Source organism: Georgenia thermotolerans (genome assembly GCF_009193185.1).
Lineage (GTDB): Bacteria > Actinomycetota > Actinomycetes > Actinomycetales > Actinomycetaceae > Georgenia > Georgenia thermotolerans.
The window spans coordinates 31,234-45,677 of record NZ_VUKF01000040.1 but is presented as its reverse complement, the minus strand read 5'-3'; the positions used below and the strand labels follow the sequence as shown (position 1 = coordinate 45,677).

The 14,444-nt window shown below is 75.7% G+C and carries 13 protein-coding genes; 4 read left to right on the top strand and 9 right to left on the bottom strand.

Annotated features, from left to right (window positions below; all coding sequences use genetic code 11):
- Positions 1 to 88: 88 nt before the first annotated feature.
- Positions 89 to 745 carry a cytidylate kinase-like family protein gene (locus GD970_RS16695; RefSeq protein ID WP_152204038.1) on the bottom strand — a complete coding sequence of 219 codons (657 nt, stop codon included), beginning with the start codon at positions 743 to 745 and terminating at the stop codon, positions 89 to 91.
- A gap of 249 nt (positions 746 to 994) precedes the next feature.
- Between GD970_RS16695 and GD970_RS16690 the strand changes: the two genes are divergently transcribed.
- The 4 genes from GD970_RS16690 to GD970_RS16675 all read left to right on the top strand — a co-directional run bounded on the left by GD970_RS16690 (position 995) and on the right by GD970_RS16675 (position 5,290).
- The gene (locus GD970_RS16690; RefSeq protein ID WP_152204037.1) at positions 995 to 2,491 is read left to right on the top strand and encodes a M28 family peptidase; all 1,497 of its coding nucleotides are present in this window, start codon (positions 995 to 997) and stop codon (positions 2,489 to 2,491) included.
- A gap of 87 nt (positions 2,492 to 2,578) precedes the next feature.
- On the top strand, positions 2,579 to 3,160 hold the full coding sequence (locus GD970_RS16685; protein ID WP_152204036.1) for an ArsR/SmtB family transcription factor: 582 nt from the start codon (positions 2,579 to 2,581) through the stop codon (positions 3,158 to 3,160).
- Entirely contained in the window at positions 3,157 to 4,500 is a 1,344-nt protein-coding gene (locus tag GD970_RS16680; protein WP_211489962.1) for an MFS transporter, read from the top strand. The genes GD970_RS16685 and GD970_RS16680 overlap by 4 nt, the downstream gene beginning before the upstream one ends.
- Positions 4,493 to 5,290: an Fpg/Nei family DNA glycosylase gene (locus GD970_RS16675; RefSeq protein WP_152204035.1), complete on the top strand. Its 798-nt coding sequence runs from the start codon at positions 4,493 to 4,495 to the stop codon at positions 5,288 to 5,290. Before GD970_RS16680 ends, GD970_RS16675 begins: the two co-directional genes overlap by 8 nt.
- Positions 5,291 to 5,365: 75 nt before the next feature.
- Here GD970_RS16675 and GD970_RS16670 read toward each other — a convergent pair whose 3' ends face one another.
- The 8 genes from GD970_RS16670 to GD970_RS16635 form a co-directional block, all read right to left on the bottom strand.
- Complete coding sequence (locus tag GD970_RS16670; RefSeq protein ID WP_152204034.1) at positions 5,366 to 5,671, bottom strand: helix-turn-helix domain-containing protein; 306 nt, start codon at positions 5,669 to 5,671, stop codon at positions 5,366 to 5,368.
- A gap of 213 nt (positions 5,672 to 5,884) precedes the next feature.
- Entirely contained in the window at positions 5,885 to 6,352 is a 468-nt protein-coding gene (locus tag GD970_RS16665) for a CinA family protein (RefSeq protein WP_152204033.1), read from the bottom strand.
- Positions 6,349 to 7,005, bottom strand: coding sequence for a CDP-diacylglycerol--glycerol-3-phosphate 3-phosphatidyltransferase (pgsA, locus tag GD970_RS16660; RefSeq protein ID WP_226925411.1), 657 nt, complete (start codon positions 7,003 to 7,005; stop codon positions 6,349 to 6,351). Before pgsA ends, GD970_RS16665 begins: the two co-directional genes overlap by 4 nt.
- A 111-nt stretch (positions 7,006 to 7,116) precedes the next feature.
- Positions 7,117 to 9,837: an FtsK/SpoIIIE family DNA translocase gene (locus tag GD970_RS16655; RefSeq protein WP_152204032.1), complete on the bottom strand. Its 2,721-nt coding sequence runs from the start codon at positions 9,835 to 9,837 to the stop codon at positions 7,117 to 7,119.
- A 64-nt stretch (positions 9,838 to 9,901) separates the two neighbouring features.
- Complete coding sequence (locus GD970_RS16650; RefSeq protein WP_226925409.1) at positions 9,902 to 10,933, bottom strand: PfkB family carbohydrate kinase; 1,032 nt, start codon at positions 10,931 to 10,933, stop codon at positions 9,902 to 9,904.
- Entirely contained in the window at positions 10,930 to 11,991 is a 1,062-nt protein-coding gene (locus tag GD970_RS16645; RefSeq protein WP_152204031.1) for an ADP-ribosylglycohydrolase family protein, read from the bottom strand. Before GD970_RS16645 ends, GD970_RS16650 begins: the two co-directional genes overlap by 4 nt.
- Positions 11,988 to 13,475: a purine-cytosine permease family protein gene (locus GD970_RS16640; protein WP_152204030.1), complete on the bottom strand. Its 1,488-nt coding sequence runs from the start codon at positions 13,473 to 13,475 to the stop codon at positions 11,988 to 11,990. The genes GD970_RS16645 and GD970_RS16640 overlap by 4 nt, the downstream gene beginning before the upstream one ends.
- Positions 13,472 to 14,350, bottom strand: a complete 879-nt coding sequence (locus GD970_RS16635) for a purine-nucleoside phosphorylase (protein ID WP_152204029.1) — start codon at positions 14,348 to 14,350, stop codon at positions 13,472 to 13,474. Before GD970_RS16635 ends, GD970_RS16640 begins: the two co-directional genes overlap by 4 nt.
- Positions 14,351 to 14,444 lie beyond the last annotated feature (94 nt).

The following is a 14,444-nucleotide window of genomic DNA, read 5'->3' as shown; positions in this document are numbered from 1 at the left end:
GCTGGACGCCGCCGGGTTCGGCCCGACCCCGCGCGGCCTGCGCCTGCGCCCGGGCGCGGGGCACCGCTGAGCGCCCGCCCCCGGGCGCTCAGCCCCCGGCCGCACCGGGCCCGGCGGCCTTGAGGCGCGCGGCGGCGACGACGATCGCCACGCAGGTGTCGAGGTCGAGCAGCCCGGTGTTGAGGACCAGGTCGTAGTGGTCGACCTCGCGCGGGTCCCAGCCGTAGAGGTCGAGGGACATGTCCGCGCGCACCTGGTCCTCGCGCTTCTGCCGCTTGCGGGCCCGCTCGACGTCGATGCCGGCGTCGCGGGCGGCGCGGGCCACCCGCTGCTCGAGCGGCCCGTCGAGCCGGACGTGCAGCGTGGCCGGGCGGTCGCGCAGGATGAAGGCGCCGTTGCGGCCCATGATCACCCCGCCCTGGTCGGCCTCCTCGAGCACGACGCGGGTGTTCTCCATCGTCAGCTCGTACTTGTCGCGCTGGGCGGCGGTGACGTCGCCGACGTCGAGCCCGCCGTAGGAGGTACCCACGGCACCGAACACGCGGGCGAGGAGCCCCTCGTGCTCCCGGTGGCTCTCCGCCGCCTCGATCTCCTCCGAGCTGAACGCCTGCTGGTGGAAGGGCAGGCCGAGGGCCTGCGCCACGCGGGGGCCGACGTAGCCGGCGCCGGACCCGTACGACTCGAAGAGGGTCACCACGGGCAGCACCGCCCGCCCCGCCCCCTCCGGTGGACCAGCCTGGGACATGGCGTCCTCCCGGTGCCTGGGTCAGTTGGCTCCATGGTAGGGACCGGGCCCGGCCGGCACCCGGCACGACGCCGCCCGCCGCGCGGCCGGCACCACCCCGCCACCCGCCGCCCGTTGGCAGGTTGCTGACGTGGCCTGTTCTCCCCCTTGACCCAGATATGACGGAGCCGAGAACGTCGGGATCCGTGGCCTGCGCAACCGCGCAGCCGCTCCCGGCCCCTCCAAGGCCACCGACGACAGGAGGATCACGTGCACCATCCCAGACGCGTCGCCGCCCTCGCCGCCGCCACCCTCGTCCTCTCCGCGGGCGCCGCCGCCCCGGCGCTGGCGAAGGGCAACCCGAACAACTCCGCCAAGCTCACCCAGGCCGTCACCGTCGACGGCGTGCTCGAGCACCTCGAGGCCTTCCAGGCCATCGCCGACGAGCACGGCAGCCGCGCCTCCGGCACCGCGGGCTACGCGGCCTCCGCCGACTACGTCCAGGCCCAGCTCGAGGCCGCCGGCTACGAGGTCGAGCGGCAGGAGTTCCCCTTCGACTACTGGGAGCTCGGCGCCAGCTCGCTGCAGCAGACGAGCCCCAGCACGCGGACGCTCGAGGGCGTGCCGATGGAGTACTCCCCGGGCGGCAGCGCCGCCGGGGAGCTGGCCGCCCCCGCCGACCCGCTCGGGTGCACCGCCGCCGCGTACGCGGGCGCCGACCTCACGGGCAAGGTCGCCCTGGTGAGCCGGGGCTCGTGCACCTTCAGCGAGAAGGCGCTGGCCGCCGGCGCCGTCGGGGCCGACGCCGTGATCATCTACAACAACGCCCCCGGTCCGCTCAACGGCACCTACGGCGGGCTCCACCCCGACCACGTGCCCGGCTTCGGCATCACCCAGGACCTCGGCCGCGAGCTGCTCGCCCACACGGCGGCCGGACCGGCCGCCGTCGACCTCAGCGTGGAGGCCGTCGCCTACCCGTCGAGCACCTTCAACCTCATCGCCGAGACCCGTACGGGCCGGGCGGACAACGTCGTCATGCTCGGCGCCCACCTCGACTCGGTCACCGACGGGCCGGGGATCAACGACAACGGCAGCGGCTCGGCCGCCATCCTCGAGACCGCCATCCAGCTCGCCGAGGTCAACAAGCTCAACAACAAGGTGCGCTTCGCCTGGTGGGGCGCCGAGGAGAACGGCCTGCTCGGCTCCTGGGCGTACGTCGACAGCCTGAGCAAGCAGGAGAAGGCCAGGATCACCACCTACCTCAACTTCGACATGGTGGCCTCGCCCAACTACGTCATCGGCGTCTACGACGCCAACGAGTCCACCCACCCGGCGCCCGACGGCGTCACCATCCCCGCGGGCTCGGCGCAGACCGAGGCGGTCTTCACCGACTACTTCGACCGCACCCGGCAGGCGTGGGTCGACACGGAGTTCTCCGGCCGCTCGGACTACCAGGCCTTCATCGAGAACGGCATCCCGGCGTCGGGCCTGTTCACCGGCGCCGACGGCGTCAAGACCGCGCGGGAGGCGGAGATGTTCGGCGGCACGGCCGGGATCACCTACGACCCGAACTACCACACCGCCGCCGACGACCTCGCCAACGTCAACCGCACGGCGCTGGACATCATGAGCGACGCCATCGCCCACGCCACCATCACCCTCGCCCAGGACACCTCCGACATCAACGGCAAGCGCAGCGCCGGCAAGTCCGGCAAGCCGCACCCGCAGGGCGACCTGCACGCGCGCGGCGAGCTGCTCGCCGGCTGACCCGGGGGGCCGCGGGCACGTTGCAGGGGGGCGTGCCCGCGGCCCACCTCTTTACACAGAAAGTGTGCACACGTACTGTGCACTCCCATGGACACCCTCCCGGGCGGCGTCCGCCTCGATGCGCGGGCCGTGAAGGTCCTCGCGCACCCGCTGCGCACCCGGCTCCTCAGCGCGCTGCGCCTCGACGGGCCCGCCACCGCGACCACGCTCGCGCGCGCGCTGGGCACGAACAGCGGCGCCACGAGCTACCACCTGCGCCGGCTGGCCGAGGTCGGCCTGGTCACCGACGCCGACGGCGGCACCGGGCGCGAGCGCCGGTGGCGCGCCGCGCACGAGAGCCACGGCTTCACGGCCGGCGACGTCGAGGACTCCCCCGACGCCCGCGCCGCGCAGGCCTGGCTGCGCGCGGAGTACCAGCGCCAGTACCAGGCCTGGGCGCAGGCCTGGCTCGCCCACGAGGACGACTACCCTCTCGCCTGGCGCGACGCCGCGGGCAGCTCCGACTTCGCCCTCGAGCTCACCGCGGACCAGCTCGCGGCACTGCTGGCCGACCTCACCGCCGTCGTCGAGCGCTACCGCACCGCGCCGCCGCCCGCGGCCGACGACGAGCCCCGCCCCGTGCTCGTCGTCCTCCATGGCTTCCCGCGGGTGCCCGGCGGCGAGCCGTGAGCACGGCCGGCGTGGCGTTGACGGCGTCGTCGGCCCGGCGCCGGTTCCTGGTCCTCACCGCCCTGCGGTGGCTGCCCGTGGGCCTGGTCATCCCGGTGGTGGTGCTCCTGCCCCTCGACCGCGGCCTCACCCTCGCCGAGGTGGGCCTGGCGACGGCCCTGCAGGGGCTGGTCGTGCTGGCCCTGGAGCTGCCCACCGGCGGCCTGGCCGACACGCTCGGGCGCCGGGCGGTCCTGCTCCTCGCCGCCGTCGTCGGCGTCGGGGCGATGGCCCTGTACCTCGCCGCGGACAGCCTCGCGGCGTTCGCGGTCGTCTACGCGCTCAAGGGGGTCTTCCGTGCCCTCGACAGCGGGCCGCTGGAGGCGTGGTACGTCGACGCCGCGCTCGCCGCCGACCCCCGCGCGGCCATCGAGCGGGGGCTCAGCGCGCACTCGGCGGTGCTCGGGGTCGCCATCGCCGGCGGCGCCCTGGCCGGCGGCGGCCTCGTCGCCTGGGCCCCGGTCCCCGGCCTGGACGCGCTGGCCACCCCGGTGGCCGCGGCCCTCGTGCTGCAGGTGGCCGGCCTGGCCGCCATCGCCGCGCTCATGGTCGAGCCCCGCCGCGCCGGCGGCGCGCGGGCGGCGTGGCGCGCGGCCGCCGGGACGCCCCGGGCGATCGCCGACGGCGTGGGCCTCCTGCGCCGCAACCGGGTGCTGCTCGCGCTGGTCGCCGTGGAGCTGTCCTGGGGGTTCGGGATGGTGGCCTTCGAGCAGCTCACCCCGGTGCGGCTCCTGGAGATCCTCGGCGACCCCGACGCCGCCGCGGCGCTCGTGGGCCCCGCGAGCTCGGCCGCCTGGCTCGCCTCCGCGGCCGGGGCGGCGCTCGTGCCGCTGGTGGGCAGCCGGCTCGGGCTCGCCCGGTTCGCCGCGCTCACGCGCCTGCTGCAGGCCGCCACGGTCGTGGGCATCGGCCTGTTCGGCGGCGTCGTCGGCGTCGTGACGGCCTACCTGGCGTGCTACGTCGTCCACGGCGCGGCCAACCCCGCGCACATGGCCCTGCTGCACCGACAGGTCGACGGCCCCCGCCGGGCCACCGTCGTGTCGCTGAACTCCATGGTGGCCCAGCCCGCCGGCGCCCTGGGCGCCGTCGCGCTCACCGCGCTGGCCGACACCGCCTCGGTGGCCGTCGCGGTGTGCCTGGGGGCGGTCGTGCTCGCCCTGGCGGCGCCGCTGTACCTGCCCGCCTGGCGCCAGGAGCGGGCGGAGCGGGCGCGGGCGCGGGCACCCGAGCAACCGGGAAGCATGGACGCGGCCACCGGGCCCCACGAGCCCGAGCCGGGGAACGAGGTGCCCGGTGCCTGAGGGCGACATCGTCGTGCGGGTGGCGCGCCGCCTCGACGCCGCGCTGGCGGGGCAGGTGCTCACCCGCGGGGAGCTGCGCTGGGCGGACCTGGGCGCCGTCGACCTGGCCGGCGTCGGCGTGGTCGAGAACGCCACCCGCGGCAAGCACCTGCTGACGCGCCTGGACGACGGCCGCACGCTGCACACCCACCTGCGCATGGAGGGCGTCTGGCGCCTCGTGCGCACCGGCGACCTCGCCAGCGGGGCCAGCCGGGCGGACCGCAACCCCTACGTGCGCGCCGTGCTGGGCACCGCGCGATGGACTTGCCTGGGCATCAACCTCGGGATGGTCGACCTCGTGCCCACGGCCGAGGAGGCCCGGCTCGTCGGGCACCTCGGCCCGGACCTGCTCGCCCCGGAGCTGGACGCCGACGCCGCGGCCGCACGGATCCTCGCCCAGGACGAGCGCGGCATCGCCGAGGTGCTGCTCGACCAGACCGTGGTCGCCGGCCTGGGCACGATCTACATGGCGGAGACGCTGTGGACCCACCGGGTGTGGCCGTGGACGCCGGCGGGCTCCCTCGACGCCGTCGCCCGCGAGCTCGTGACGACCGGGCGCCGGCTCATGCGCCGCTCCGCCGACGCCCGGCTGCCCACGGCGACCGGCGACCCGCGCCGGAGCACCAACGTCCACGGCCGGGAGCGGCGCCCGTGCCCGCGGTGCGGCACCCCGATCGCCCGGGGCAAGGCCGGCACGCCGCCCAGGCAACGGTCGGTGTACTACTGCCCGTCGTGCCAGCGCCGGGGGTGAACGGGCCCGGGCATGGCGCGAGGCCCGGACCGTGCGGTCCGGGCCTCGCGGCGTCGTGGCGGCTGGGCGCCGATCTCACCCCACCGGGGTGAGCAGGCTCTCGCGGCGCACCAGCTCGTCGGGAACGGTGTCGGGGACATGGACGCCCTCTTCGACGGCGACGCGGTCGGACACGGCGCGCAGTACGAAGCTCATGGGCACGTTGAGCGCCTCGCAGATGGAGGCGAGCAGCTCGGACGAGGCCTCCTTCTGACCGCGTTCGACCTCGCTGAGGTAGCCGAGGGACACACGCGCGGCCGAGGAGACCTCACGCAGGGTCCGGCCCTGACGCTGACGGGCGTCACGGAGCACGTCCCCGATCTCGCGGCGAAGCAAGATCATGGTGCGGCCCTCCTCCCCTGCCCTGCTGGGCGATGTGGTCCTACCGTACCCTGCCGGAGCGGCGGGGCGCTTGCCCGGTCGTGCGTCCCGGCGGCCCTGGGGTCGCGTGGGAGTCGTGCCGTGTGTGGTGGTGGCACGGTACACGTACTTGCTGGTTGTCATCACCTGTACCAACGGCGCGTCGGCCCGGCTTGTTCCCCGCGACGGCGCCCGCTACCCGTCGTCGACGACGGAGCCGAGCAGCGCCAGGGCGGCGCCGGTCGCGGCGGCCCGGACGGCCGCGCGGGGCCCGGCCAGCGCCAGGCCGCGCACCCGCGCCGTGCCCGGGCCGCACGCCGCGACATAGACGGTCCCGGCCGGGCGCCCGTCGGCCGGCCCGGGGCCGGCCACGCCGGTCGTGCCGATCCCGTGCGTCGCGCCCAGCCGGCGGGCGGCGCCGCGGGCCATCTGCAGCGCGACCTCGGGGCGCACCGGGCCGTGCGCGGCGAGCAGATCGGCGTCGACGTCGAGCAGCTCGGCCTTGAGGTCGGTGGCGTAGGCGACGACGGCGCCGCGCAGCACCGCCGAGACCCCGGGGACGGTGACCAGGGTCGCGCTGACCTGCCCGCCGGTGAGGGACTCGGCGACGGCGAGCGTCGCGCCCCGGCCCAGCAGCCCGGCGACGACGCGCTCGACCGTCACCGCCCGGCGCCGGCGCCGGCGCTGGTGCTGGTGCCCGTGCCGTCCCCGGCGCGGGCGATGCGCGCGGCCTGCGCGACGTAGTCGAGGCCGGTGATCACCGTGACCGCGACGGTGAGGTAGACGAGGACCTGGGTGACGACGTTGATGACGTCGGCGACACCGGTGGGCACGAGCTCCGCCCACGGCACGAGGAGCAGCACGATGAAGGCCACCTGGAGGGTGGTCTTGAGCTTGCCGCCCTTGGAGGCGGCCATGACGGCGCGCCGCTTCATGAAGAACCGCAGCACCGTGATGCCCAGCTCGCGCACGATGATGACGATCGTGACCCACCAGGGCAGCGACCCGTCGAGCGAGAGCAGCACCAGGGCGGTGAGGACGAGGGCCTTGTCCGCGATGGGGTCGGCGAGCTTGCCGAAGTTCGTCACCAGGCCGCGGCTGCGGGCCAGGTGGCCGTCGAGCTTGTCGGTCGCGGCGGCGAGGGCGAAGACGACGGCCGCCCACACCCGGGTGGTGGTGGTGCCCTGCAGCAGCAGGACCGCGAACAGCGGCACCATGGCGATGCGCAGCATCGTCAGCACGTTGGCGATGTTCCACAGCGGCACGTCGGCGGGCTCACCGGCGCCGGTGGGCACCGTCTGGGGGTTCGTCGTCACCCGCCCAGCGTAGGGCCCGCGCGGCGGCGCCGCCGCCAGGAGCCACACCCGTCCGGACAGCCAGAACGCCATTCCGGTCACAGCCGGAATGGCGTTCTGGTCGCTGCGGGGTCAGCGGCCGGTGAGCTGCCAGGCGTCCTCGCCGCCGTCGTCGTCCTCGTCGTCCCAGCTCTCGGCGACCGGCGGGGCGTGCCCCTCGATCCCGTCGGCGTAGCGGTCCTGCGGCTCGTCGGCCTCGCGGTCGTAGGGCCCGGCGCCGTCGTCCTCCACCGGCGGCGGGTCCTCCCCGCGCAGCATCGCCAGCGTGGCGGGCAGGTCGTCGGGCTGGACGAGCACCTCGCGGGCCTTCGACCCCTCCGAGGGGCCGACGATCTCGCGGGACTCGAGCAGGTCCATGAGCCGGCCGGCCTTGGCGAAGCCGACGCGCAGCTTGCGCTGGAGCATCGACGTCGAGCCGAACTGCGTGGTGACCACCAGCTCGGCGGCCTGCAGGAGCAGGTCGAGGTCGTCGCCGATGTCCTCGTCGACCTGCTTCTTGACCACCGGCGCGATGACGTCCTCGCGGTAGGTGGGCTGCAGCTGGGCCTTGACGTGGTCGACGACGGCGTGGATCTCGGACTCGGTGACCCACGCGCCCTGCACGCGCATCGGCTTGGCCGATCCCATGGGCAAGAACAGCGCGTCGCCCTGGCCGATGAGCTTCTCGGCGCCGGGCTGGTCGAGGACCACGCGGGAGTCGGCCAGCGACGACGTCGCGAACGCCAGCCGCGAGGGCACGTTGGCCTTGATGAGGCCGGTGACGACGTCGACCGAGGGTCGCTGGGTGGCCAGGACCAGGTGGATGCCCGCCGCGCGCGCCAGCTGGGTGATGCGCTGGATGGAGGCCTCGACGTCGCGCGGGGCGACCATCATGAGGTCGGCCAGCTCGTCGACGATGACCAGCAGGTACGGGTAGGGGGCGATCTTCCGCTCGCTGCCCGGCAGCGGCTGGACCTTCCCGGCGCGCACCCCGGCGTTGAAGTCGTCGATGTGCTTGAACCCGTAGTTGGACAGGTCGTCGTAGCGGGCGTCCATCTCCCGCACGACCCACTCCAGCGCCTCGGCGGCCTTCTTCGGGTTGGTGATGATCGGGGTGATGAGGTGCGGGATGCCCTCGTAGATCGTCAGTTCCACCCGCTTGGGGTCGACCAGCACCATGCGCACCTCCTCGGGGGTGGCGCGCATCATGATCGAGGTGATCATCGAGTTCACGAAGCTCGACTTGCCGGCGCCGGTGGCGCCGGCCACCAGCAGGTGCGGCGTCTTGGCGAGGTTGGCGACGACGTAGCCCCCCTCGACGTCCTTGCCGACGCCGACGACGAGCGGGTGCTCGCTGCGCCGGGCCACCGAGGAGCGCAGCACGTCGCCCAGGGCGACGGTCTCGCGGTCGGTGTTGGGGATCTCCACGCCGATCGCGGACTTGCCCGGGATCGGCGAGAGGATGCGCACGTCGGCGCTGGCGACGGCGTAGGCGATGTTCTTGCTCAGCGCGGTGATGCGCTCGACCTTGACGCCGGGGCCGAGCTCGAGCTCGTAGCGGGTCACCGTCGGGCCGCGGGAGAACCCGGTGACCTTGGCGTCGACGTTGAACTCCGAGAGCACCTGCGTCAGCGCCTCGACCACCCGGTCGTTGGCGGCCGAGCGCACCTTGTGCGGGGCGCCCTTGATGAGCATGTCGTCCGCGGGCAGCGTGTAGATGACGTCCGGGGCGAGCTGGAGCTGCTCGGCCCGGGCGGGCAGCGCCTGCGTGGGCGGCGCCTGCAGCTCGCGCTCGGGGGTCTCCTCCGCGTGGCCGCCGTCGCCGGCGGTGTCGGCGGTGGGCGCCGTCTCCGCGGACTTCTTGCGGCCTCGGCCCTTGCGCGCGGCGCTGAGCGCCGCCGTCGCCGCCTCGTCGGCGGGAGCCAGGTCGTGCGGCTGGGCGAAGGCCTCGTCGCCGGTATAGTCCCCCGGCACCACCTCGGGGACGTCGGCCGCCTTCTTCCGGCGCCGGCGCGGCGCGGGGGGCCGGTGCGTCCCGTCGGCGGCGACGACCTCCGTCGTCGCGTCGTCGGGGGTGGCCTCGGGCCCGCGGCCGAGGAGCCACGCGCCCGCGGCGGAGAGCTTCGCGGGGACCGCGGCGACCGGGGTGGCGGTGACCACGAGGACCCCGAACACGGCCAGCAGCACGAGGATCGGCACGGCTCCCCAGGCCGAGAGCAGCACCGTGAGGGGGGTGCCGACCGCCCAGCCCAGCAGCCCGCCGGCGGACTCGACCGCGGCGAAGGAGTCGGTGGGGCGCGGCAGGTCCGCGCCGATGTGGACCAGGCCGCAGACGGCGGCGGTGAGGGCGACGATCCCGATGGTCACCCGGACGTTGGCCTGGGTGCGCTCGGGGTGGCGCATGAGGCGCACCGCCATGGCCACGAGGACGAGCGGCAGCAGGACGCCGAGCACCCCGACCACCCCGGCGGCCACGTGGTGGATGACGTCGCCGGCGATGCCGGAGAGCCCGAACCACTCGCGCAGCGCGATGACGATGGCCAGCGCGAGGAGCAGGAACGCCAGCCCGTCCCGGCGCAGGGCGGGGTCGAGGTCCTTCGTGCCGGACCCGACCTTGCGGGCGGTGCCTGCCACCACGTGTGCTCCTCCCATCCAGATGAAGCGGAAGGGCCGGAGCAGCAGGGGGACCTGCTGGGGGCGCGACGAAGCCGTCGAGCGCCCGCGGCCGCGGGCCTTGCTTCCGCGAGTACTGCGCGCGGATGACCCACGTGCCGTCGAGGCCGACCGTCCGGGGGAAGGCGTACGGGTAGCCATGACCAGCCCAACCTAGCGTCCGGGGCGGCTGGTCACACCCGCGCCGCGCCGCGGGTGCCCCGCATCACGTGCCCGACCGCCGCCGGCGGCCCGCATCACGTGCCCCGAGCACCGCCTCGAGCTCGGCGCGGGTCGGCGCCGCCCCGCCCCCGACGCGGGTGACGGCGATCGCGGCGGCGGCGTTGGCGCGGCGCACCGCCTCCAGCAGCGGCGTGCCGGCGAGGAGGCCGGCGGCGAGGACCCCGGTGTGCACGTCGCCGGCCCCGGTGGTGTCCACCGGGCGCACGGGCCGGGAGGGCACGAGGCTGCCCCCGCCGCCGGGCTCGCGCACCCAGCACCCGGCCACGCCCAGCCGCACGAGCACCGCGCACCTGGCGGGCACGCGCGAGCACAGACCGGTCCTGCCGTCCTCCCGCCCCGGTTCGCTGCCGGCCAGGTGCGCCGCCTCCTGGGCGTTGACGGTGAGCACGTCGCAGCGCGCCAGCACGGGGTCGAGCACCTCGGCCGGGATCAGGCCCGCCAGCGGGCTGGGGTCGAGCAGCAGCCGCACCCCGGCGGGCAGCGCGGCCGCCCACGGGCCCACGACGGGCGCGGCGTCGGGGTAGACGAGGTCGTATCCCGAGACGTAGACGAGGTCGCCGGGGCGCGGCGCCACGGCGCCGAGCTCCGCGGCCCGGGGCCGCCCCTCGGCGCCGATGGTCGTGACGAAGGTGCGCTCGCCGTCGGGCTCGACGAGGGCGACGACGACGCCGGTGTCCCCCGGCGCCGGTGCGGTGAGCACCTCCACGCCCTCCGCACGCAGCGCGGCGCGCACGAGGTCGCCGTTCGGGCCGGTGCCCACCGGGCTGGCCACGGCCACCCGGGCGCCCTGCCGCGCCGCGGCGGCGACGACGTTGAACCCCCCGCCCGGCGCCGGGCCGGCCGTCGTCGCCAGCACGTCGCCGCCGCGGGCGGGCAGACCGGGCACCAGCAGCGGCAGGTCCACCACGACCGAGCCGGTGGAGACCAGCCGCGGCGCCGGCGCGGCACCCGGCGGGTCGCCCGCCGGGCCCACCGCCTCGTCCGCCGGGCTCACCGCCTCGTCCGCCGGGCTCACCTCCGCAGCTCCAGCAGGTCCTCGGCGAGGGTGTCCAGGTCGAGGGTCGGGTTGCGCCGTGCCACGGTGTCCACCGCCTCGGCAGGCAGGGCCTGCCGCCCGCCCAGGGCGCCGGCCACCGCCCCGGCCATCGCCGCGATGGTGTCGCAGTCCCCGCCCAGGCTCGCGGCGATGCGGCACACCCACCACGGGTCGGCGGCCCCGCCGGGGCGCACGGCGTCGGCCAGCGCGAGCACGGCGAAGGCGGCGGGCACGGACTCCTGGGTGATCAGCGAGGTGCCCACGACCTCGTCGATGACGCGCGAGCCGGCCTCGACCTGCTCCGCCTCACCGGCCCCGGACGCCGCCTCGGCGGCCTCGAGGGTGAGGCGCACGGCGCACTCGAGCCGGCCGGCGAGCGAGGGCGCCGCGGTGTAGAACCCGCGGGTGGCGCCCGACCGGGCGGCGGCGGTGGCCGCGTCGAGCGCCTCGGGCAGGCCGGCGCCGTCCACCGCCACGGCGACGGCGGCGGCCACGGCGGCGGCGCCGGCGAGGGCCACGTGGGTGTTGTGGGTCGGCTCGCTCACGGCGACGACGCGGTCGACGAGCACCTGCAGCGGGCGGGCCGCCGTGGCGACGCCGACCGGGGCGATGCGCATGGCGGCGCCGTTGGTGTCGCCCCAGCGTCCCGAGGTCGGCGAGGGCCCGTGGGTGCGGATGTGCTGCAGCGCCCGCAGCGTCGACGGGCCCAGCAGGCTGGCCGCGCCCGCCGCGCGCATGCGCTCCTGCCAGGCGAGCAGCCGCTCGGCCAGCTCGGTGGCGTCCACCCGGCCCGCGCCGTCGACCAGGAGACGGCCGACGATGACGGCCTGGTCGGTGTCGTCGGTGACGTGCCCGGCGGGCAGGTCACCGGCGATCTCGTTGTCCTCGGCGTGCCCGGGGTGGAACCGGTCGATGAGCCCGTACCGCTGGGCCACGAGCGCGCGGGGCAGCCCCTCGGCCGGCATGCCGAGGGCGTCGCCGACGGCCAGCCCCCACAGGGCGCCGCGGGCGCGGTCGCGGGTGGTCGGGGCGCTCACTCGCCCGCCACGACCGCCGGCTCGGGCGCCGTGACCGTGGCCGCCTCCTGGCGGCGGATGCGCCCGGCGTTCGCCAGCCCGACAACCAGCCCGCCGAACAGCGCGACGGCCACGCCGACCCCGGAGAAGCCCCAGGTGTCGACGTCGAGGCCGAGCGGGCCGAAGAGGTAGCCCTGCCAGGTCAGCCCCTGGACGCCGTTGGTCACCAGCCCCCAGCCGATGGCGGTGAGCGCGAGCATGCCGACGACGTTGAGCCAGTTCACCGCCCCGTAGACGCCGCGGGCGTCGAACAGGGAGAAGGTGTCGTAGTCGCGGCGGCGCAGCAGCAGGTCGCCGATGAAGATGCCGGCCCACGCCGCGATCGGGACGCCGAGGGTGATGAGGAAGCCCTGGAAGGGGCCGAAGAAGTCCGCGGCGAACCACACGATGACGATCGTGCCGACCACCATGAGCAGCCCGTCGATGGCCGCGGCGACCCACCGCGGCACCCGCACGCCGACGGCGAGGAGCGTCAGGCCGGAGGAGTAGATGTCCAGCACGGCACCGGAGACCAGCCCGCCGACGGCCACCAGGACGAACGGGACGAGGTACCAGGTGGGCAGGAGCGTGGCGAGCGTGCCGATCGGGTCGCTGGAGATGCCCGCCGAGAGGTCGGGGTTGGACCCGACCAGCAGGAGGCCGTAGACGATGAGGACGACCGGCGCCAGGGAGGCGCCGAACGTCGTCCAGAAGACGACGCCGCCGGAGGAGGCCGCCCGGGGCAGGTAGCGCGAGTAGTCGGCCGCGGCGTTGACCCAGCCCAGCCCCAGCGCCGTCATGACGAGCATGAGCGCGCCGAGCACCGCCTCCCACGACCCGGCGGGCAGCTGCCCCAGGGCGGCGAGGTCGATCTGGTCGACGGTCAGGGCGATGTAGCCCAGGGTGACTACGCCCAGGACGATCGTCAGGACCGTCTGGACCCGCATGATCATGTCGAAGCCGAGGATCCCGGCGCCGACGACGATCGCGATGACCACGAGGAAGGCGATGATCCGGGCGGTGTTCCCGCCGGACCAGCCCAGCTGCTGGATGACGGTGTCGGTGGCGAGCGTGGCGAGGGCGACGAGCACGATCTCCCAGCCCACGAGCAGCAGGTACGACACGACGCCGGGCAGGAGGTTGCCGCGCACGCCGAACGCCGCCCGGGACAGGGTCAGGGTCGGGGCGGAGCCGCGCTTGCCGGCGAGCGCGATGATCCCGACGAGGAGGAAGGACAGCACCGTGCCGACGACGGCGACCAGGGTCGCCTGGGCGAAGGAGATGCCGAAGTCGAGGATCCACGAGCCGTAGCTGATGCCGAACACCGAGATGTTCGCGGCGAACCAGGGCCAGAAGAGGGAGGCGGGGCGGCCCTTGCGGTCCGCGTCGGCGATCACCTCGATGCCGGTGGCCTCGATGGTGAAGGCCGAGCTCGGGCCCTCCTGGCTGAGCGTCCGGTCGGTCACGACGTCGTCTCCTTGCTCCCGGCGACGGAGGGGGCCGGGACGTGGGGGTGGGAGGGGGGAAGGCCGGCGAGGACGCGGCGCACGGCCGGCGACAGGCGCCCCGCGGCGGCCTCCGCGACGGCGACGACCTCGTCGGGGTCGATCTGCTCGCCGGAGGCCTCGTGCGCCGTCACCGTGGACAGCGCGAGGACCCGCAGGCCGGCCTCGCGGGCGGCGATGGCCTCCAGCACGGTGGACATGCCGAGGACGTCGGCGCCCAGCGCCCGCACCATGCCGGCCTCGGCGGCGGTCTCGTAGTGCGGGCCGGCGAGCATGGCGTAGACGCCGGTGGCCAGCTCGACGCCGTCCTCCGCGGCGGCGGCCAGGAGTCCCGCGCGCAGGTCGGGGTCGTAGGCGGCGGTGAGGTCGACGAAGCTGGCGCCCTCGAGCGGCGAGACGCCGGTGAGGTTGAGGTGGTCGGTCAGCGCGACGACGCGGCCCAGCGGCCACTCGGGGCGCAGCGAGCCGTTGGCGTTGGTGAGCACCACCGTGCCGGCGCCGAGGGCGGCCAGGGTGCGCACGCCGTGGGCGACGGCGCCCGGCCCGTGCCCCTCGTACAGGTGCGTCCGGCCGGCCAGCGCGACCACCGGGCGCGCCTCGCCGTCGGGACCGGGCAGGTCGAAGCGGAGGATGCGGCCGTCGTGGCCGGGGGCGACCGGGGCGCGGAAGTGCGCCACCTGCGCCGTCGGCACCGCGGCCACGGGCGCGCCCCAGCCCGCGGTGAGCGGGCCCCAGCCGGAGCCGAGGACCACGCCGGCGGCCACGTCGTCGAGCCCGAGCCGGTCGCGCAGCTGCGCGGCGGCCGCCTCGGCCGCGGCCCGCCAGTCGTTCGTCACACGCGCATGCTAGAGCGAGAGCGCTGGTGGCGAGGTCAAGCGGGGCCGCGGCGGGCGCCGCGACGTCGAGGTGCGGCGGGCCGGCCGGCCGCCG